Raw genomic sequence first — 19,015 nt, forward strand, 5'->3', positions numbered from 1 at the left:
CAAACTGAGCGAGGATCTCTCGCCCATCGGTTCCTACAAGTTCACCAGAATGTGGCCCACCGGGCAGCTTCTCAATCTGCTCGGTGTAACTCACGACATAAGTGGCTGGCGCTCGGAAAGTATCCGCAGGTTGAAGTGTCGCCACGCATGTCTGAATCGAATCAAACCACGAGAAGTTGGAGTAAAAAACTCCTCGTTCATGGTTCATGTACCTGTCGTCTGAATCGAAGAACTTTCCTGAAATGATTTGTAGCATAAATTTCCGAGGTGCGCTGAGCCGCTCAATGTGGAGAAGTATCGGTGAGGACGCTGAGTGGGGCTGCGGGCCGATGGGTAGCTTCGGGAAACGCGGACGGTGCGACTGACTGTGTTACCTGAATTCGTCCACGATGTAGACGCCAGCACGGGGAGAATCGAGGATAGCAGTTCCTGGCTTGGAGTCGGGCCGCTTCCGAAGTTGCCCCATCCCGAGCCGAGCGACAGCGCAAATGGGGACCTGCTCGCCTCCTTTCAACGGCTGGGCAGAGTAGTACCGGATGACGACTTGGGGTCCTCCTGTCCAAACCCGACCATAGAGCCGGGCCGGCGCTTCAATCAGCCCAAGATTCTCCTCAAGCACGCTCTCAATGTTTCCGTCGTACAGAGTAATGGGATGGGTGCGAGTCTGGTTCGCGTCGAGCTGGACCCACGCAGCTTCTCCGACGAACATCCTCAAATAATTCATCGCCTTGCGCGCATCTGCTGGGCATTCCTCCGGTCCCGGGCTGCCGTCGGGACGGAGGGACACCCCTCCCGTCGCAGTTCCGGGGCATCCAGAGGAGAGCACGAGTAGGGCGGCGCAGCCCAAGAGCGCAAACTTGTTGGAGGCCATGTCCCCGCTCTTATCGCGCTATGAGAGTCGGATCTAGTTGGACGAAGGCTTGCCGCATCCCGTCGTGTCGGTAGATTTCGAGGAACAGGCTCGTCAACGCGCCATCTTCAATGAATGCGCTACCGTCCGCGACAAGAGCCACTACACCGGAGCCGCCAGGCGTAATCTCTCGGACGGTGGCGCGAACAGCGATCGCTCGCTCATTGCCGCTGCCCTTGGTTAGAAGACGAGCCGTCTTCATGCTCCAAGACTGCTCAGAATCTAGGTTCTTGATCTTGAAGACTACAGCGACCTTGCCCTTACCTTGGAACACCGTCGCATCAATCTCGGTATCATCGTCCTTGCCGGAAAAATGGTCCGCGATCATGAAGGGCGTCTGCGCTACCGCGCCCGACGCCAGCAGAGCGGCAAGAGCGTGGTCCTCCGAGGTCTCTTCCTTGCGGTAACGCTGGTTCTCTTCGGTAAGAGCGTCGTTCTTCTTGAGCGCTTCCATCAGAGCCGCATGCATGGCCGCGTAACTCTCGCGGTTCTCGAACACGTCGACCTGTTGGTCTGTCCAGGACCACCCTTTACGGCCCGGGGGTCTCAGGAGAAACGGCACCTCTGTCCCATCAACCAGAGTCACGACCAAGGGGATCCCTTCGTCGTCGTTAAGATCATGGATGGGTTCCAAAATCACCTTATTGCGGACCACCGCCAGCGGCTCAAGGCGGCCCTCCCAGCTGATCATCTTCGTCTTGTTCGGGTCGACTGGCTTCTCGAACCGGAGAGTAGTGACGACCTGTCCCTTCACGTAGACGCGGTGAGTGGCATTGTCCGGGTGCTCCGAAAGCAGGACGGGGCGCACGGAGATCTTATCGCGCTCGTCGCTGGCCAGGGCGACTGACGCCATAAGGGCAACAAGTAGTACAGACCGGAGAGGTAGGCGAGTTGGCATGCGCCGGTCAACTTATCAGGACGGGTGGCGAGCACTCAAGCCGTTGATTCCTCGATCGGAGATGCGCTCATCGCTCTGTTCGGCGACCGAAGAATCGTGAGGTCTGGTGCGGTTCGCCACCGAAGGTGCCCCCCAGCGAAGGAACCTTCTAGACGTGAGCTGCGCTGCACCCGGGATAAGCAAAGGCGGGCGGGATGGAGGGCGTCATGTGCCCTCAGTGTGCGTGCGCCGTGAAGGTGCACTTGACCAGCGGGTGGAAGTCCCGCCCGAGGAGGAAGTCGACCCCCTCGGTAGCTATCTGGCGGGGACGAGGGGTGACTCTCGGACTCGAAGCCCAGAGACAGAAGGCCTCGAAAGGAGGTCGAGCGAGCTTGCAGGCCGCAACGTGAGTGAAGCCCGAGCAGGCCCCGAAAGGGCAATCGTGGGAGCCGACCTGACGCACATACAGGGAAGGCCAGGTGCCCGGCGAGAAGGTCGACAGCAACATCGTCGGGTGGACCACCGGGGTAGTGGGGCGCGGCATGTGAGCACACGGTGAAGTGCGCAACACGGGAGACCTGGTCCGAGCGGGGTAGCGACCCGAACACGCCGCAAGGGCGTGGCGACGGCCAGGAGTCGGAAGGGCCCGTACTACCGATGAAGCGGGTAACGACCGTGGAGGGAAGGGGCCCTGGTTCAGGGTGCTTCGCAAGGAGCAGACGCAGCGGGAGATTGGCGTGAGCCTAACAACCCCTACAAAGCTCGAAGAGCTCCGAGCGAAGCTGTACGCGAAGGCCAAGGCGGAGCCGACGTTCCGGTTCTACGCGCTGTACGACAAGACCCATCGATGGGACGTTCTGACGGAGGCGCTCAGGCAGTCGAAGCAGAAGAGGGGCGCCGCAGGAGTGGACGGACAGACCTTCGAGCAGATTGCGGCGTACGGCGAGGAGCGCTGGCTCGAGGAGTTGCAGCGTGAGCTGCAAGGGAAGACGTATCGGCCCCAGCCTGTGCGGAGGGTGCTGATACCCAAGCCAGGAGGAGGCGAGCGGCCACTGGGGATCCCCACGATCAAGGATCGAGTGGTCCAGACGGCGGCGAAGCTCATCCTGGAGCCCATCTTCGAGGCCGACTTGAGCGAGGCTGCATACGGGTACCGACCCGGGCGCAGCGCGGTCGATGCGGTCCAAGAGGTTCATCAGGAGCTGAAGCGAGGGCGAACGCAGGTGGTGGATGCGGATCTCTCGAAGTACTTCGACACGATTCCCCACGCGGAGCTGATGAAGAGCGTCGCGAGGAGAATCGCGGACAAGGCGGTGCTGCATCTGGTGAAGATGTGGCTGAAGGTGCCTGTGGAAGAGAGGGACGATCAAGGACGCCCGAAGTACAGCGGAGGCAGGCGCTCGAAGCAGGGGACACCGCAGGGTGGTGTCATTTCACCACTGCTGGCGAACATCTACATCAACCGGTTGCTGAGGGTGTTCGCCAAGAGCGAGCTGATGAAGAGGAGCGGAGCGGTGCTTGTCAACTACGCCGATGACTTCGTGGTGGTAGCCCGCAGGGGAGCCGCGGAGGTGCTGGCGCAAGTGAAGAGATGGCTCGATGGGATGAAGCTGACGCTCAACGAGACGAAGACGAGCATTCGCGATGCGCGGAAGGAGCACTTCCGCTTTCTCGGGTACGAACTGGGACCCCTGGTCTACAAGAAGACCGGCCAGAAGTACCTGGGAGCCCGACCGTCGAAGAAGGCGATGGAGCATGCCCGAGGTGAAGTGAGCCGAATCCTTCGGCGCGGCAGGACGGAGCGCTGGGAGGAGATAGCGGGCGAGCTTAACCGGTTCCTGCGAGGGTGGGCGACGTACTTCGCCTACGACTCGCCGGTGCACGCGTTCAACGTGCTGGACTGGCACGTGACCGAACGGGTGAGGAACTTCCTGAGCAGGAGGCACAAGGTGGCGCGAGCAACGTCACGCTTCAAGTACAACGAGGTGCACCGGAGCCTCGGAGTGCTGGAGGTGCGTGCTCTCCTGCGCTGACACGCGTCGCGTGAAACCTGTCCGAGAGCCGGATGCAGGAAATCTGCACGTCCGGTTCGATGAGCGGCGTGGAGGAAACGGACCGTGGGTGAGACTCGGCGAGAGGGCGAGCGAGAGCGGACCCTCGCAGCAGGCGCCGACGAACCCGAGCGGCACCGCGCCTCCCGTCGACTCTACCCCTCCAGCGTGGATTCAGGTGGAACCGGACGGCACAGCACGGGACGGGGCGGGAAATCGAACCGACGTAAAATCAAGGGGATAGCGGGTAACGGCGCGTCCTGCTTGGGGTTTTCTATCGCCTTGTCTGCGGGTTCGATTCCCGCCACCTCCAGTAGAGGTTGCCTGCCGCTCCGAGCGGTACGAATCCTCTGACACCTTCCGGCGGCCTTTTGTCGGTTGTGGCTAAACCACCAAGTCGAACGACCTCCTGAGCAGCTCGGCCTGGTCCACTCGCGGCCTCCTCTCCTTCAACGGCTCCTTGCTGGCCGCTGCCCGGGGCGCCTCGTTCGCCTCCTCCGCGCCTGCTTGGGGGCGCCCGCGCGAAGGGGGTGCTTCTCCCCTGGCCTTCGTCAAGCGAGGATGCGGGTATGACAGAGACCCAATCCATCGCCGTCATCGGCATGGGCAACATGGGACGAGGGCTCGCGCGGGTGCTTGCCGCAGCGGGTCATACGGTGTTCCTCGGCTCGCGTGAGCCGGAACGAGCCCTGGCGCTTGCCACTGAACTCGGCGCCGGACGCGTGCGGGGGATGGGCAATGTGGAAGCTGCTTCGCGGGCCTCCACCATCTTCCTCGCCTACCACTCCAACGACACGCTGTTGGAAGAGCTCGCTTCCGTCACCGAGAACAAGACGGTGGTGGATATCTCCACCTCCCACGAGGAGCCTCCCCCCGACTTCAACCCGCTCACCCAGGTGCCCTCATTCGAGTCTTCCCAGGAGCGGACGGCCCGGCGGTTGCCTCGCGCACACGTGTTCGGTGCCTTCCAGGTGACGTGGGCCCAGCTCTTCGACGCGCCGCTGCTGGATGGACGCAGGACGCCCGTTTTCGTGGTCGGAGATCAGGCGGGAGCCAAGGCCTCGCTCCTCACGCTCATTCGTACGCTGCCTTTCGAGCCGGTGGACGCGGGAGCTCTCCAGCAGGCACGCACCGTCGCCGCCATGTACTTCCTCGTTACCCGCCTGGCCCACCGCTACTGCTTCCGGGAGCACGGACACGACTGGCGCACCTTCGTACGCGCCCTCAACGTGCTGCTTCCTCCCGCTCTCGGGCTCGCCCCCTGAAATGCCCAAGGGTGCATCACGGTAACTCCAAGGCGAACTAGCCGGGTGCCGGCGAGGCGGCAGTGCGAAGGGCCTCCACCACTTCGTCCATCAGCGGCGTGCCCCGCCCACGGCGCAGCAGGAGCCGGTAGGTGGTGGAGGGCAGTCCGCGCACGGACAGCCGCGTCAGCTCCGGGGTGGGCACCAGGGCGTTGACGAGCCCCACGCCCACCTCGAGTGATGCCAGACGGCAGACGGCCTCCCAACCCGTCACTTCCACCGCGACCCGGAGCGGCAGGCCGTGCGCCGCCGCCAGTTCCTCGAGGGTGGTGCGCAGCACCCGGCCCGGTGGAGGGAGCAGCAGGGGATGGGCGAGCAGGGTGCGCGCATCCACTTCCTGGCCCGCGCGCGCGAGCGGATGTGGGCGCGATACCACCGCGAGCAGCGGAGTGGTGAGGAGCGGAAGGGAGCGCAGGCCGGGAGTGGTGCCCGCGGGACCGGCGGCCACGGCCAGGTGCGCCGTTCCCCGTTCCACCGCGGCGGCCGCCGCGGGCCCATCGAGCACCAGGAAGGAAAGCACCCCGGGCCGTGCCCGTGCGAGCGCCGCCAGCCGCCCGGAGACGACGTGCACGAGCGCCCCCTCCCCGCAGGCCACCACCACCCGCTGCGTGGCCCTTCCCCCGTGCAGCTCCGCCCGGAGCGACTGCTCGCGTTCCAGCACATCCCGCGCCCAGGCGAGCACCCGTCCGCCCTCCGCCGTCAATTGCAGGGTACGCCCCCGGCGCTCGTAGAGGGTGACGTCCAGTTCCTTCCCCACCGCCTGCAGCCGCGCGTGCATGGCGGGCTGAGACAGCCCGACGGCCTTCCCGGAGCGGGTGAGGTTGCAGCCGGCTTCGGCGAAGGCCACCAGGGCGCGCAGTCCATCGAGTTCCATGAGGAGCAACCATCCATCTTTTGGATACCTCGTGAGAAGCTCCGATTTCCCGCCGGAGGTCCCCGGGGCTACCTTCCCGGGCATACGCTGTTCACTCCCGAGAGGAGCCCAGTCATGCATCCCCGTCACCGCGCCGCCCCTGATTCACAGGCCCTCGTCTCGAGATCCAAGAAGCTCTCCTGGTTGCTGCGCCACGGCGCACGGGAGTCCGGGCTGGCCATGGACGAGGCCGGCTTCGCCCCCGTGACGGAGGTGCTGAGCCTCACGGGCCTGTCGCGGGCCCAGTTGGAGGCCGTGGTGGCCGAGAACTCCAAGTCCCGCTTCGAGCTGCGGGGCGAGCGGGTGCGTGCCGTGCAGGGACACTCGCCCGAGGGCACTCCCGTCACCCTGGAGGGGCTGGAGCGCAGCTGGGAAGTGGTGCTCGGGGACGCGCTGCTCTACCACGGCACCTCGGTGGTGGCCGCGCGGGCCATCCTCGACAGCGAGGGGGTGCACGCCGCCGCGCGCAGCCACGTGCACCTGGCGCCCGCGGTGGACGCCACGGTCGGCAAGCGGGCTGGGGTGGACGTGCTGCTGGTGGTCTCCCCCGTCCGGCTGCGTGTGGCTGGTTTGAGCGTCTTCCGGGCCCCCAACGGCGTGCTGCTCGCGCGGGCGGTTCCCCGGGATGCCGTCACGGACCTGCTGGCCTCCACGGTCGCTGGCGAGCGGGCGCTCGGGGAGCTGCGGTGGCGTCTGTCCTCCTGAAACCCCCTGGGGTCCGGCCTTCAGGTGAGCCGGGCGGAGGACCCCGTTCGGGGTTAGACTTCGCCAATGAACTCCAGCCCCTCCAGCCGGTCCTCCGTCGTCGTGGCGGAGCTGGGGCCCACGAACACGGGGAAGACGCACCGCGCCATCGAGCGCATGCTCGAGTACGAGACGGGCATGATCGGCCTGCCGCTGCGCCTGCTCGCTCGTGAGGTCTACGACCGGGTGACCGCTCGCGTGGGCGAGGGACGGGTCGCCCTGATGACCGGAGAGGAGAAGCGCCTGCCGCCTCGCCCGGATTACTGGATCTGCACCGTCGAGGCGATGCCGACTGACAGGCAGGTCGACTTCCTCGCGGTGGATGAGATCCAGCTCGCCGCTCACCGGGAGCGCGGGCATGTCTTCACGGATCGGCTGCTCCATGCGCGTGGGCGCCGGGAGACCTGGTTCCTCGGCGCGGACACGATGCGGCCCATGGTGCAGGCGCTCATCCCCCATGTGTCGGTGAAGCGCGCCACCCGCCTGTCCCAGTTGCGCTACGCTGGGACGCGCTCCCTGAAGAGTCTTCCTCCACGCTCGGCCGTGGTCGCGTTCTCCGCGGACCGCGTGTACGAGCTCGCCGAGGCGCTGCGCCGCCTCCGGGGTGGGGTGGCCGTGGTGCTGGGCGCGCTCTCCCCACGCACGCGCAACGCCCAGGTGGCGATGTACCAGGCCGGCGAGGTCCAGTACCTCGTGGCCACGGATGCCATCGGGATGGGGCTGAACCTCGACCTCAACCACGTGGCCTTCGCGGCGCTCTCCAAGTACGACGGCGCCGAGCAGCGGGAGCTCTTCCCAGACGAGCTGGCCCAGATCGCGGGCCGCGCGGGACGCCACTTGAATGATGGGACGTTCGGAACCCTGAACTCCCTGTCCGAGCTGCCTCCGCGCGTGGTCTCGGCCATCGAGTCCCACCGGTTCCCGGCGGTGCGCAGTCTCATCTGGCGTAATGCCTCGCTCGATTTCTCGAGCCCGGAGGCCCTGCTGGATTCGTTGACGCGGGCTCCGAACCACCATGCCTTCGTCCGGGTGGAGCGCGCGGACGACTTCGATGCGCTCAAGGAGCTCTCGAACGTTCCCGCCATTCGAGACATCGCCACCCACCGGGCCTCGGTCGAGCTGCTGTGGCAGGTCTGCCAGATTCCGGATTTCCGCAAGGGGCTCTTCGGCCAGCACGTCGCGCTGTTGCGCGAGACCTTCCTTCAGCTCTCGGAGGGAGACGGGAAGCTGGAGCAGTCCTGGCTGTCCAGGCAGGTGTCGCCGCTCGACGATGTTTCCGGAGACATCCACACGTTGATGGACCGGCTGGCCGCCATCCGCATCTGGACGTACATCAGCCATCGCTCGAGCTGGCTGCATGACGCCGAGCACTGGCAGGAGCGCACCCGCCGCATCGAGGACGCGCTGGGAGATGCCCTTCATGAGCGGCTCGTGGAGCGCTTCGTGCAGCGGGCCGCGCGGAGGAGCGCACGCCGGTTCGTGAGGGCCACCGCACGAAACGCTCCCGAGTCGGACAGCCCCTTCGCGAAGCTGGGGCAGTTGCTGGGGGAGGTGCCGGGCGCTGAAGGCGGGGCGATGACCGAGGAGCAGTTCGTCCAGCGGGTGGTGGACGCGACGCATGACGCCTTCGAGGTGGACGCGTCGGGGAGCATCTCGTTCGAGGGGCAGCCGCTGGCCCGTCTGGTTCCCGGGAAGGATCGGCGCACCCCGCAGATCGCGCTCGCGGAGCCGGAGGTCTGGACGGGAGGCGCGCGGCGGCTGCTCGAGCGCCGGCTGGTGGCGCTGTCGCGGGATCTCGTCACCGAGGCCATGGGTGGTTTTCCCGCCGAGGCCCTCACCGGCTCGGGCAGCTCCGCGGCGATGCGGGGCCTCGCCTACTGTCTGGCGGAGGGGTTGGGCGTGACCTCCCAGGAGGCGGCGCGCGAGCAGTGGCGGCTCCTGGACGCGGAGTCCCGGGAGCGCTTGAAGGCGCTGGGTGTTCGCGAGGGGGAACGCTTCCTGTACGTCGCCGAGGCGCTCGCACCGCCCGCGCTGGAGCGGCGCTGCATTCTGACGGCGTTGTTCCATCGGAGTCCGGTGCCCCAGGGCGTTCCACGAGAGCCCATGCTCGGGGTCGCGGCGCTGGTCGGCTGGAATGCGCGGGCCTTCGGGTATGAGGTGCTCGGCCCCGTGGCGTTGAGGATCGACATCGCCGAGCGGCTCAGCGAGGCGCTGCGCCACCCGAACGGTGCCCAGCAGGTGCACGCCTTCCTGCAAGAGCTGAAGCTGGAGGGCGGTGTTCGCGCGCGGGTGCTGCGAGAGCTCGGAGGACGGTCCGGGCGCCCTCCGGTGAAGAGGCGGCGGCGCCGACGGGGTGGGCGAGCACCGGGGTCGGCTCCCGACTCGAAGCCCCGGAGAAGTGGGACCGGGGAGGGGAGCGGATAGGGGCCTGGGGCTCCGATTACCCGCAGCCCGTGCCGGTACAGCTCATGTCGTTGAAATCGTAGATCGTGGAGTGGCCGGGATTGCCGCGCGGACGCTCCGTGCCTTTCGGTACGAAGAACACCGCCGAGCGCGCACCGTAGAGTCCCTCCGGTAGCGTCATGGGTCCCAGCACGACATACGCACGGTCCAACGAGCCCGTCGAGTTCGCGTGGAGCAACCGCAGTTTGACCGCGTCCGGTGACAATCCGAGCTTGGGCGCCCGCTTCGCCATCTCCGCTTCCCACTGATTCTTGTCACCGAGGTTCGCGCGTCGCAGTTGGCCCTTGCGGAGGGCCTCGTCAATGCCCGTTTCGGCCAGGTCCGCGGGCCGCGGCACTGGCTTGACGAAGTATGAGCTCGCCGGCGCATTGCCGCGGCCCACCCACTGGGAGGACGTGCCTTGCGCGCTGCCCATGGTGACCACGCCGTTGTAGGCCGGATGGACCTTGTCGACGTCGCGTCCGAAGAACTTCTGGGCCATGGTGTTCAGCTCCTCGAGGTCATCCCTTCCCATGAAGAAGCGGCCGCACGGACTCTTGTTTTCGTTCGTATGGATGGCGACGGGGGTGTTGGCATCCAGGCCCGTGACGACCTGCCGATGGTAGCCGCTGGCCAGCACGGCGAGGATGGTCGTGCCCGGTGCGCGGTGGATCGTCCAGATGGTCGGCTCGTAGGCCCCGAGGATCAGCACGACGGGCTTCTGGGGGTTGTCGACACTCACCTCCATGGTCGTGGCGGCGTGCCCACTCTGGTCGATGTGGTTCGTGCTCTTCGCTCCAGCGTAGGCCCCGCCGGCGAGCACGGAAACGTCGGTTGGCAATTTCAGGCCAGGAAAACCGCAGGCTGAATCGACAGGCGGCACCTTGGAGGGCTGAGCCGGGGGCGGGGGCGGGTTGTCGGGCCGGCGGGCTCTTGGTGGGAGCTTCGCCATGAACGATGAAGGCATGAGCCGCCACGGCACGAACACAAACGATACTTCGCCTTGAATGTCCGGACGCGCGGAAGCGCCTGGTTCGTCGATGAGCAACGTGGTGTCCGACATCCAGGTCAGGCGCGGTTGCACGCCGGGGGTCAACGTGGCTTCCTGCACGGACTGGGTCTCGCGAGAGGTGGGTTCACCCGTGCGAATCACCTTGAGCAGGGGGGAACAATCACTCGCGTCCGCGCGGCAATCCAGCACGACGGCCTGGTAGGCCCCGTTGGGTGAAGGGATGAGCTGCGATACGTGTTCACTTTTGCGTCCGCAGCCGAACAGGGTGAGCGCTGCCAGCGCGCACAGCACGAGAGGTCGTTTCATGGACTTCCTTGTCATGGACATACAGGCCGGTTGGTGAGCATTCATCGGGTTCTCGCCCAGCGTCAACCTGCTGCCGTCAGTCACCCCAGGTGCCGTTCGAAGCCGTACCATGCCCGCTCTCCACACCTGAGTCCCGCGCTCCATGCACCCTCCCGCTCGACTGCTGCCGCTCGTGCTGCTCGTCCTCACCGCTTGTTCTCCGCAGGGCCCCGCGGACCTCTGCAACTCCCGGGAGGAGGCGCTGCGCTCGCGCGAATGCCAGCTCACGCCCGGTGTGCCCTTGAAGGACCGCTATCTCTCCTTCGAGCGTGACACCGACTGGTACAGCGTGCGGATGCCCTCGGACGTGGGGCCCCGCTCGTTGCTGCGCGTCACCGCCAGCCATGCCGCGTCCAGTACCCCGGTGAGCCTGTCCGTCACCCTGCTGCGCGAGGATGGCGGCGAGTTGGCGCCGCGCCGGGTGGACGCGCACGGTGAGGGGCAGCCCAGGCCCGTCGAGTTCCTCCTGCCCTTCTCCGAGCCGGGCGTGAGGCTCCTCCTCCAACTCGGTGCCGAGCCCGTCAATCCCAGCCAACCCGGCTACGACGCGCGCAACCCCTACTCGCTCACGGTGGAGGTGCTGGAGAACCCGGACGCCAACGAGCCCAATGACACGGCCGATACGGCCACGCCCGTGCCGCTGACGAGTCAGGATGGCATCCAGGTGGGAAGCGCCTCCGGCTTCCTGGCCACCGACGGAGACGTGGATCGCTTCTCCTTCGACGTGCCCGCCGGGAAGATCGTCTACGCACGGGTGACGGCGCCGAGCCTCGCGCCCCTGCCGCCTCCGGCCTATCTGCTCTCCTACGAGCTGCTGCGCCCGGATGGCTCCGTGGAAGACGAAGCCCACGTGGACTCCCCCACGTTGGTCGTGGACCTGGCCACGGCGCGCCGGGCGAAAGAGGCGGGAAGGTGGCAGGTGTTGGTGCGGGCCTGGAACAGCGGCACCTCCAGCGAGCCGCCTCTTGGAGACCTCCGCCTGCGCTACACGGTGGACGTGAAGGTGCTGGACGAGGCGGACCCCCATGAGTCCCCCACCGACAACGACGAGCTGGCGCGGGCCCGCGTCGTGAACCTCGAGGGCAAGCATCCACCCGTCTCGGAGTCCTTCACGGGGCGCCTGGGGTCGGTGCAGGACAAGGACTGGTACAGGGTCCAACTGCCTTCGAGCACCACGCACACCCTGCTGCACTACCGTCTGGTGCCTCTCCCCTCGGGAGGCCGCTTTCCTCCGCTGCCAGGGCGCCCGCACCGGCTGGTGCGCGTCCTCTCCGAGGTAGCGGGCTCCTCGGCCAATGACTGCGTCACGAAGGCGGACGTGTGCCCCAAGGGCAATGGTTACGGGTCGGACCCGGCCGTGACGTCCCTGGTGGATGGCTGGTGCGGCCACGGCACGCCGCTGTGCCTGCACTCCTCTCGCGACGAGCTCGAGGCCTTCGCCCACCTGCGCAACCTCGAGGGCGTATTGCCGGTGCCTCCGCACACCACCTCGGTGGGCTACTTCTTCCTCGTCCAGGACGAGGGCCCGCACCAGGCGGACGACCACGAGTACCGCCTGGAGGTGGAGTGGCTGAGCGACCCGGACGAGAATTCCCGGAAGGGGAGTGGGACGACGGAGACTCCCGAGTCGAAGATGCTGGCCAGCGATGATGCCGGCACGGCCTTCCCCGCGCCGCCCAGGGGGAGCGAGTACGAGGTGCACGGTTCCATCTCCTACGGCCTGGGCGGGCTCGTCGGACATGAGCCGTCGAAGGGACAGGGCGTGCGTGGCCCCCGGGACTACGACGCCGTGCCTGGCGACGTGGACAGCTTCTCCTTCATCCTGCCCTCGTCCCTCCCCGTGCCCATGGACCGCACCTGGGAGCTGCAGTGGGAGGTGGCGGACCTGCCCGATGGGGGCATTCCCTACGGCCTCTCGCTGGACCTGACCTTCTGTGATGGGGAGCGGCCGGACGTGGAAAGTGCCTGCACCGCCGTGTCCACGGGCAGTGCCGGCGCTCCGCTGACGCTCGCCTACAGCGGGGCGCCGATGCGCGCCTGGCACTCGCCCGCCAGCGGCCCCGGCGAACTCCAGCCGCTGTACTCGCTCGAACGCGGGGAGGGGGTGACGCGGGTGACGGTGCGGCCTTACGCCTGCTCCTGCTTCGAGCCGCGCTTCCTCCGGGGTGGAATCCTCGAGGTGTCCGTGCGTGCCGTGGACCGGATGGACTACGGGCAGGCGGACTACACGCTGCGCACCGCGTACACCGGTTATCCACGGACGTACTCCACGCTCGATGGAGGCACCGCCTCCTGCCCGCGCCCGGAGGGCGATGGGGTGGTGCCGGGCTGCGTCTTCTCCCGGCAGCCCGTCCCGCCAGCGACATCCCCTTGAAGCGGGCGCGGCTCCAGGCCTACCAGAACACCATCACGGACGAGGCGCGGTTGTTCCACGTCTGCCGGAAGAACCAGAAGTACGGGTACACGCGGTAGCTGCTCAGGTTGGGGACGGCCCAGCCGCGGCCCAGCCACAGCCGGCGGCCCTGGAAGTTGGGGAACTCGGTGAGCAGCGTCCAGCTGCCGCACCGGGTACCGCGGGTGGAGGAGATGCGGTTGTCCCAGACCCCCAACGAGGCATGCCCGAAGCCCGGGCGCAGCGAGAAGTACCTGCCCGTGTAGTAGGCGCCATCGTAGAAGTACGCGGGCGGCCGGAACCAGCACGGCAGCGCGGACTTCTCCTGCGGCTCATCCGAGGGCATCTGCCCCGTCTTCTCCAGGTAGAGCTTCAGCGACTCCGCGTCGCGGAAGCCCAGGAGGATGTCCTGCTCGGCGGCGTTCGAGTCGAGCACGTAGTGCGGCAGCTTGATGCCCGACTTCTCCAGCTCCTCGGCCGAGTACAGCTTGCCGTCGACGAGCACGGGCAGATCCGGAAGGAACTCGTCGTCCTTGGCCTGCTCATCCGAGGGCTTCACCTCCCGGAACGCCATGTCCACCGTCACCGGCTGCGTCTCGACCTCCTGGAGGGGCAGCTCCTCGAACTCCTGCTCGGGCACGGGCTCCATGCTGGAGGCCAGGGCCTGGCTGCCCGTGACGCTGATGGCGAGCACCAGGGTGCCCAGAAGCTTCTTCTTGAAGGTCATGACGAATCCTTGAAAGGGGGGACGCTGTTGTCCGGCCGGGTATTTCTGCAATCACCGTACCGGCGGCTCTGTCGCGTCTTCCCCAGAGGGAAGGGCTGTCGGAGACCCGTCTGTCGTTGCTTCCCAGGCTACGAGCGTGGGCCCATTTCGTGGCTTCCGCTGCTACGCGGGCTTCAGCTCCTCACCCACGCCAGGGCCCGGCGCTGCTCATCCTCCTGGACCCACCGGTCCGCGCAGGCCCCGGTGCGCTCCAGCAAGGCTCCGTGGGCCCAGACGAACGTGCGCCGGGGCGCTGGACCCACCGGCTCGGCGGGACAGGCCAGCAGCCCCTGGACGAGCGCCTCCTGGGCGGGATCCATGCCGGGCCGCTGATGGTTGACCTCCAACGAAAGGGAGGGTGGGAATCCCACGGACATCAGCGCGCCCTTGAGCCCGTTGTTCAGCACGGGCGCTCGCCCATTCATGTGCGGCAGGTCGACGACCACGAGGGTGGAGAGTGTCTCGGGGGCGGGCAGTGCCCGCGCGGACTGGAGCGTGCGTTGAACCAGCTCTCCCGCGACCCGCCACTCCTCCTGCGCCCGGGCCAGGTACCGCGCTCCGAAGAAGGCCTGGAGCATCAACACCGCGCAGCCCACGGCCCGTACCCAGGTCCTCGAGTGGAAGAGCGCGTCGAAGCTCCAGGCCAGTCCGAAGGCGATGCCGAGCATCGGGAGGAACAGGTACTGGTCCCCATTGTTCGTCCGGGCGAAGACGCTGGTGGGAACCGAGGCGACGAGCACCCAGGCGGCGGCCGCTCCCCAGGCGCGGCGTGTCCGCGTCCAGACGGCGAGCAGGACGACGGCGGCGAGCACCAGCACGGCACAGGCCAGTTGCGGCGCCGTCACATCCCGCAGGGCGAGCGGCCGGGCGAACGGCAACACCAGGTTGAAGAGGGTGCGCACCAGGGCCAGCAGCGACTGGAGGAGGGTGCTGACGCCATAGATGCTGGTTCCCCCCTCCGCCTGGCGCAGCCGCCCTTCCGGGTAGAGCAGCAGGAACGCCGCATAGAGCCCGAGCACCGGCAGCAGGCCCAGGTACGGCCGCCAGAACCTGGCGGTGCGCACGGCCCTCCAGTCCGCGCCGAGCCGGTGGACATCCACGATGACGAGCAGCGCGGGCAGCACGATGGCGGGCTCCTTGAAGCCCAGCCCGACGCCGAAGGAGACGAGCGCCAGGACGTAACCGGCCCTCGACGCGCGCTGCCGGAAGAGGCTCCAACCGATCAGGGACGCGAGCACCGCACAGGCGACCACGATGTCCTGGGCCGCCGCGAACCAGTACAGGACCCGCTGGTTGCGCGGATGGAGCGCCGCGAACACGCAAGCCGACAGGGCGCCCGCGAGGCCCACGCCCTGGAGCCGCACGAAGACGAAGAGCAGCACCAGGCACGTGAGGAAGCCCGCCATGACCAGGAAACGGTAGGGCTCCGGCTCGAGGCCGAAGAGGGCCGGGAGCACGCGGAACGTCGCGTTGCGCAGGGGGCGGTACAGGTGATCCTGGGCGAAGTACCAGGGCTGGGGGCGGTCTTCCACCAGGTGGGCGAAGTCGTCGGCCACGAAGCCGAGCTCCAGGAGCGACGCCAGACGCGGCAGGAGCAGCACCAGTGCCACTCCAGCCGCGGCCAGGGGCCAGGCGTGCTTCCGAAGCAGTCCGTCGCGCATGCGGTGGTTCTACACCCACTTCACGATGTACGTGCAGCTCGGGCTGCCCTGCTTGCGGCACGGCTTCGTGGCGTCATGGGTGACCGTGGCCGTCTTCTCGAAGCGCTGCGCCACCGCCTGGAGCAGGTGCAGATCGAAAGGGCAGGGGTAGGGGTTGTCGCACTCGCAGATGATCTGCTTCTGGCCGGAGAGGCGCGAGTAGCCGTAGTGGCCGATGCCCTCGGTCATGGTGCCGGTGGTGGGCGAGAACATGGGCCGCCCCTCGAGGGCGTGGTTCATGTGGTAGGCCATGTCGACCGACTTGAGCGCGCTGTCGATGTCCGTCACGAAGGGCGGGAAGAGGGCGTTCTTCGGCACGGCGAGCCCCACCTGGCCGAGCATGCTCTCCCCGTACTCGCGGCCGATGCGCTCGATGGTGGCCAGCCAGCGCTTCACCGGGTACCACCGGTCCTTGTCGAACTGAACGACTCCTTCCCTCGACTCCGCGCCGAGCCCCTCCTCCAGCATGATGCGGCTGGCGAGCAGCTGGAAGCTGCCAAAGGCACTCAGCACGTTCGACAGGTTGGCACCCAGCACCTGCACGTTCTCGAGCTTCACGTTGTCCATCTTGGGGTCCCCCGAAGGTATCTGGCCCGACGGCACACACGTCTCGTCATGGAACGCCACCATGCCGCGCGCCCGCTCGCAAGCCTCCCAGTCCCCCACCTCCCGGGTTGTACCGCCCGCTGGAAATCGGACTATCAGGCTACACTTCCGGTTCAAGAATTTCCCGCAAAGTGGGAATCCACCCAGGCCCTGCTCTATGCTGGGGGAGTCCTTCACCGAGGCAACGAGACAGGCGGGCCGGGTGGACATGAGCACGAGCCGAAGCATGGGAATGCAGTCGGATTGGGAGCGCACGCTGGAGCAGTTGATGGCGCTGGCGACCTCCGGGGACACCGCGCGGGGGCTGTTCCTCAACCGCACGTTGGAGGCGGTCCGGTCGCTCGGGGACGAGGCGGCCATGGCGCGATGTCAGGCGGTGCTGGGCCAGCAGCGGCTGATGGACTTCGTCAACTACCCGGTGACGCTGCTCCTCCGGTTGACCCTGGCCGCGGTGCGGGAGCTGAGTGCCCGGCATGGAGGCGCGGAGCAGGTGCTGCGCATGCTGGGGCAGAAGGCGGCGGTGGGCCTGATGTCCTCCGCGGTGGGCAACGCGATGTGCTCGCAGTCCGACATGGGCACCGAGCACATCGCCTCCAGCTTCCAGGCCATCTACAAGGTGACCTCCAATTACGGGGAGCGGGCGATGGAGTGGCTGGGGCCCCGGCACGGCCGCCTCGTCATGAGGCGCAGCTTCCTGCCCATGCCGTACCACGAGGGCGCCATGGTGGAGGTCCTCGAGCGGCTGGGCGCGCGCAACGTGCGCGTCCGGGGAGGGGTGCTGGGACCGCTCGACAGTGAATATGACTTCTCGTGGGAGTGAGGGGAGCCCGCGAGGAGGTCGACGATGACGTACGACGAGCTCTTGTCCCACGTGGCCGAGCACGCGGGCCTGCCTGGCCGGGCGGAGGCGGAGCGTATCGTTGGAGCGGTGCTCCCGGTGCTGGGTGAGCGGCTGAGCTGGCCCGTCGTCCAGGCGCTGGCGGAAGATCTTCCCGCTTCCCTGGCCGCGAGCCTGCGCGACGTGGTCCCCCACCAGGACTTCAACCTCGCGGAGTTGCATGCGCGGGTGGCGGAGCGGACGCGGGTGCCGCTCGGGCAGGCCGTGGAGCACACGGGCCTTGTCTGCCAGTTCCTCGCGGAGGCCCTGTCTCCCGGGACGCTGCACCGGCTGCGCGAGGCCCTGCCCGAGCCGATGAGCGCCCTCTTCACGTCGCGCGAGCCCGTGGAGGAATTCGAGTTCGTCCACCTGGAGCCGGGCCGAGGCACGCTCGCCGAGGGGCGGCCGGGAAGCCATCACCCCCTGTCCGAGGCCCGGCCCGAGCGGGCGCACGCGCACTCGGTGGCGCGGGAGGACAACCCCCACGGAGACACGAAGCTCTCCAGCGCCAGGGGCCTCACCCAGGAGCGGGAACAGGAGACGCTCGCCGCCGGGCACCCCGGGTCGGATCGCCCCCTGAGCGAGTGGGAGTGAGCGACAAAGTGTCGTCCGGTCCGCGCATGCCTCGGACAACCCGGCAGCGCCACGTGCCCGCGGTCTATGAAGGTCCCCGGGAGTGCACGCGGCATACCGGTTGCTTGGGTTCGCTCCGGTAGGAGGGGACACACGTGGGTCTCGAAGCCTTCATCCGGCTCGCCCGTGAGCAGGGAGCGAGCGACATCCACCTCGAGGGCGAGATGCCCATGGCACTGCGCATCCGCGGCGCGCTGCGGCTCGCGGGTGAGGCGGTGCCGGCCGCGGTGCTCACCGCCATGGCGCGCGACATCATCGGTGACGCTGACTGGCCCGAGTTCCTCGAGCGGTGCTCGTATGACGTCTCGCGCAACGTGGAGGGCCAGCGTTGCCGCATCAACATCCTGCGCAGTGCGCGCGGCGTGGGCTTCGCCATCCGGCTGCTGGCCTCCGCCCAGGCCACGTTGAAGAAGCTCAACCTCCACCCGGACCTGCGCCGCCTCATCGAGCCGGCCCATGGGCTGGTGCTGGTGAGTGGCCCCACCGGCTCCGGCAAGACGTCCACGCTCGCGGCGCTGCTGCAGGAGATCAACCTGAACGAGGCCCGGCACATCATCACGGTGGAGAGCCCCATCGAGTACGCGCTGGTGCCGCGCCAGTCCTTCATCCGCCAGCGCGAGGTGGGCCGGGACACGCCCTCCTTCGAGCAGGCGCTCATCGACGCGCTCCGGGAGGATCCGGACGTCCTCATGGTGGGCGAGATGAGGGAGCCGGAGGTGATGCGCCTGACGCTGAGCGCGGCGGAGACGGGACACCTCGTGCTCGCGACGGTGCACTCGGCGAGCACGGCCGAGGCGCTCCAGCGCGTGGTGTCGGCCTTCCCCCCGGAGATACAGGGCGCGGTGTGTGCCCAGCTCGCGGACTGCCTCGTGGGGGTGGTGAGCCAGCGGTTGCGCTACCGCCCGGAGCTCGGCATCCGCGTGCCCGAGTGCGAGGTGCTCCCGGGCAGCACGCCCGTGAAGAGCCTCGTGCGCCAGGGGCTCTTCTTCAAGCTCCCCTCCACCATCGAGACGGGCGCCGCCGATGGCTCCTGGACGTTCACGCGCTACGCGGAGTGGATGAACCGGAAGACGGACTGGCACCTGCCGTCTCCCGCCGATGAAGCCCCGGCCGAGCTTCCTCCCGTGCCCGCGTCTTCGCTCCGGGCTCCCGCGGTGGCGAGACCCGAGCCGCTTCCCCGGCCGGTCGCGCCCCGGCCGAAGCGCGTCACGCAGGACGACGCTCCGCCGAAGCCTGTGCCCGCGGAGGAAGGAGTCTTCGTCATCCAGGAGGAGCAGGACGACCTCTCGGACATCATCCGTCAGCTCGAGACCGGTGGTCCCAAGAGCAAGGAGTGATGACACGCGCCCATTTCCCCTCGCCCTCCGGGAGAGGGACGGGGTGAGGGTGTCACGCATCCAGGGTTGAACCCGTGTCCACAGTGTGGGCCATGGGTTGGAGAAC

At 67.6% G+C, this 19,015-nt stretch carries 15 protein-coding genes and 1 pseudogene; 8 read left to right on the top strand and 8 right to left on the bottom strand.

The genetic code is table 11. From position 1 onward, the window contains the following. The 3 genes and pseudogenes from Q664_RS60985 to Q664_RS17930 all read right to left on the bottom strand — a co-directional run. Positions 1-208 (bottom strand): annotated as a pseudogene (locus Q664_RS60985) (hypothetical protein); the annotation flags it as partial. A 162-nt stretch (positions 209-370) separates the two neighbouring features. Beyond that, on the bottom strand, positions 371-871 hold the full coding sequence (locus Q664_RS17925; RefSeq protein WP_043396665.1) for a hypothetical protein: 501 nt from the start codon (positions 869-871) through the stop codon (positions 371-373). 10 nt (positions 872-881) lie between these two features. Continuing rightward, positions 882-1,808, bottom strand: a complete 927-nt coding sequence (locus Q664_RS17930) for a DUF2381 family protein (RefSeq protein ID WP_043396668.1) — start codon at positions 1,806-1,808, stop codon at positions 882-884. Between the two features lie 716 nt (positions 1,809-2,524). Here Q664_RS17930 and ltrA point away from each other — a divergent pair. Together ltrA and Q664_RS17940 are read left to right on the top strand one after the other, a co-directional pair. After that, a complete protein-coding gene (gene ltrA, locus Q664_RS17935) occupies positions 2,525-3,820 on the top strand; it encodes a group II intron reverse transcriptase/maturase (RefSeq protein WP_200883722.1) in 1,296 nt (431 codons plus the stop codon). Between the two features lie 587 nt (positions 3,821-4,407). Then, positions 4,408-5,103 (top strand): NADPH-dependent F420 reductase, encoded by a 696-nt coding sequence (locus tag Q664_RS17940; RefSeq protein ID WP_052518298.1) that lies wholly within the window; start codon positions 4,408-4,410, stop codon positions 5,101-5,103. 37 nt (positions 5,104-5,140) lie between these two features. Here the strand turns inward: Q664_RS17940 and Q664_RS17945 are convergent, their stop codons facing one another. Beyond that, complete coding sequence (locus Q664_RS17945; RefSeq protein ID WP_160174430.1) at positions 5,141-6,016, bottom strand: LysR family transcriptional regulator; 876 nt, start codon at positions 6,014-6,016, stop codon at positions 5,141-5,143. A gap of 114 nt (positions 6,017-6,130) precedes the next feature. Between Q664_RS17945 and Q664_RS17950 the strand changes: the two genes are divergently transcribed. Both Q664_RS17950 and Q664_RS17955 read left to right on the top strand, forming a co-directional pair. Further along, positions 6,131-6,760: an RNA 2'-phosphotransferase gene (locus tag Q664_RS17950; RefSeq protein WP_043396674.1), complete on the top strand. Its 630-nt coding sequence runs from the start codon at positions 6,131-6,133 to the stop codon at positions 6,758-6,760. Positions 6,761-6,826: 66 nt separating this feature from the next. Next, positions 6,827-9,223, top strand: a complete 2,397-nt coding sequence (locus Q664_RS17955; protein ID WP_043396678.1) for a helicase-related protein — start codon at positions 6,827-6,829, stop codon at positions 9,221-9,223. A gap of 16 nt (positions 9,224-9,239) precedes the next feature. On the opposite strand, the gene Q664_RS57835 is transcribed toward Q664_RS17955, so the two are convergent. After that, a complete protein-coding gene (locus Q664_RS57835; RefSeq protein ID WP_152622173.1) occupies positions 9,240-10,559 on the bottom strand; it encodes a hypothetical protein in 1,320 nt (439 codons plus the stop codon). A 142-nt stretch (positions 10,560-10,701) separates the two neighbouring features. On the opposite strand from Q664_RS57835, the gene Q664_RS17965 reads away from it, so the two are divergent. Then, positions 10,702-12,972 carry a hypothetical protein gene (locus Q664_RS17965; protein WP_043396680.1) on the top strand — a complete coding sequence of 757 codons (2,271 nt, stop codon included), beginning with the start codon at positions 10,702-10,704 and terminating at the stop codon, positions 12,970-12,972. Positions 12,973-12,991: 19 nt separating this feature from the next. Here Q664_RS17965 and Q664_RS17970 read toward each other — a convergent pair whose 3' ends face one another. The 3 genes from Q664_RS17970 to Q664_RS17980 all read right to left on the bottom strand — a co-directional run bounded on the left by Q664_RS17970 (position 12,992) and on the right by Q664_RS17980 (position 16,023). Next, entirely contained in the window at positions 12,992-13,717 is a 726-nt protein-coding gene (locus Q664_RS17970) for a hypothetical protein (RefSeq protein WP_043396684.1), read from the bottom strand. A gap of 173 nt (positions 13,718-13,890) precedes the next feature. After that, positions 13,891-15,417 carry a hypothetical protein gene (locus Q664_RS17975; protein ID WP_043396688.1) on the bottom strand — a complete coding sequence of 509 codons (1,527 nt, stop codon included), beginning with the start codon at positions 15,415-15,417 and terminating at the stop codon, positions 13,891-13,893. A 9-nt stretch (positions 15,418-15,426) separates the two neighbouring features. Continuing rightward, positions 15,427-16,023, bottom strand: coding sequence for a hypothetical protein (locus Q664_RS17980; RefSeq protein WP_043396700.1), 597 nt, complete (start codon positions 16,021-16,023; stop codon positions 15,427-15,429). Between the two features lie 265 nt (positions 16,024-16,288). On the opposite strand from Q664_RS17980, the gene Q664_RS59120 reads away from it, so the two are divergent. The 3 genes from Q664_RS59120 (at position 16,289) to Q664_RS17995 (ending at position 18,909) form a co-directional block, all read left to right on the top strand. Continuing rightward, a complete protein-coding gene (locus Q664_RS59120) occupies positions 16,289-16,882 on the top strand; it encodes a TIGR02265 family protein (RefSeq protein WP_043396706.1) in 594 nt (197 codons plus the stop codon). Positions 16,883-16,906: 24 nt separating this feature from the next. Next, positions 16,907-17,533, top strand: coding sequence for a DUF2267 domain-containing protein (locus Q664_RS17990; protein ID WP_043396690.1), 627 nt, complete (start codon positions 16,907-16,909; stop codon positions 17,531-17,533). A 134-nt stretch (positions 17,534-17,667) separates the two neighbouring features. Beyond that, positions 17,668-18,909, top strand: coding sequence for a type IV pilus twitching motility protein PilT (locus Q664_RS17995; protein WP_052518302.1), 1,242 nt, complete (start codon positions 17,668-17,670; stop codon positions 18,907-18,909). Positions 18,910-19,015 lie beyond the last annotated feature (106 nt).

Origin of the sequence: Archangium violaceum Cb vi76 (assembly GCF_000733295.1) — a bacterium.
Taxonomy (GTDB): domain Bacteria; phylum Myxococcota; class Myxococcia; order Myxococcales; family Myxococcaceae; genus Archangium; species Archangium violaceum.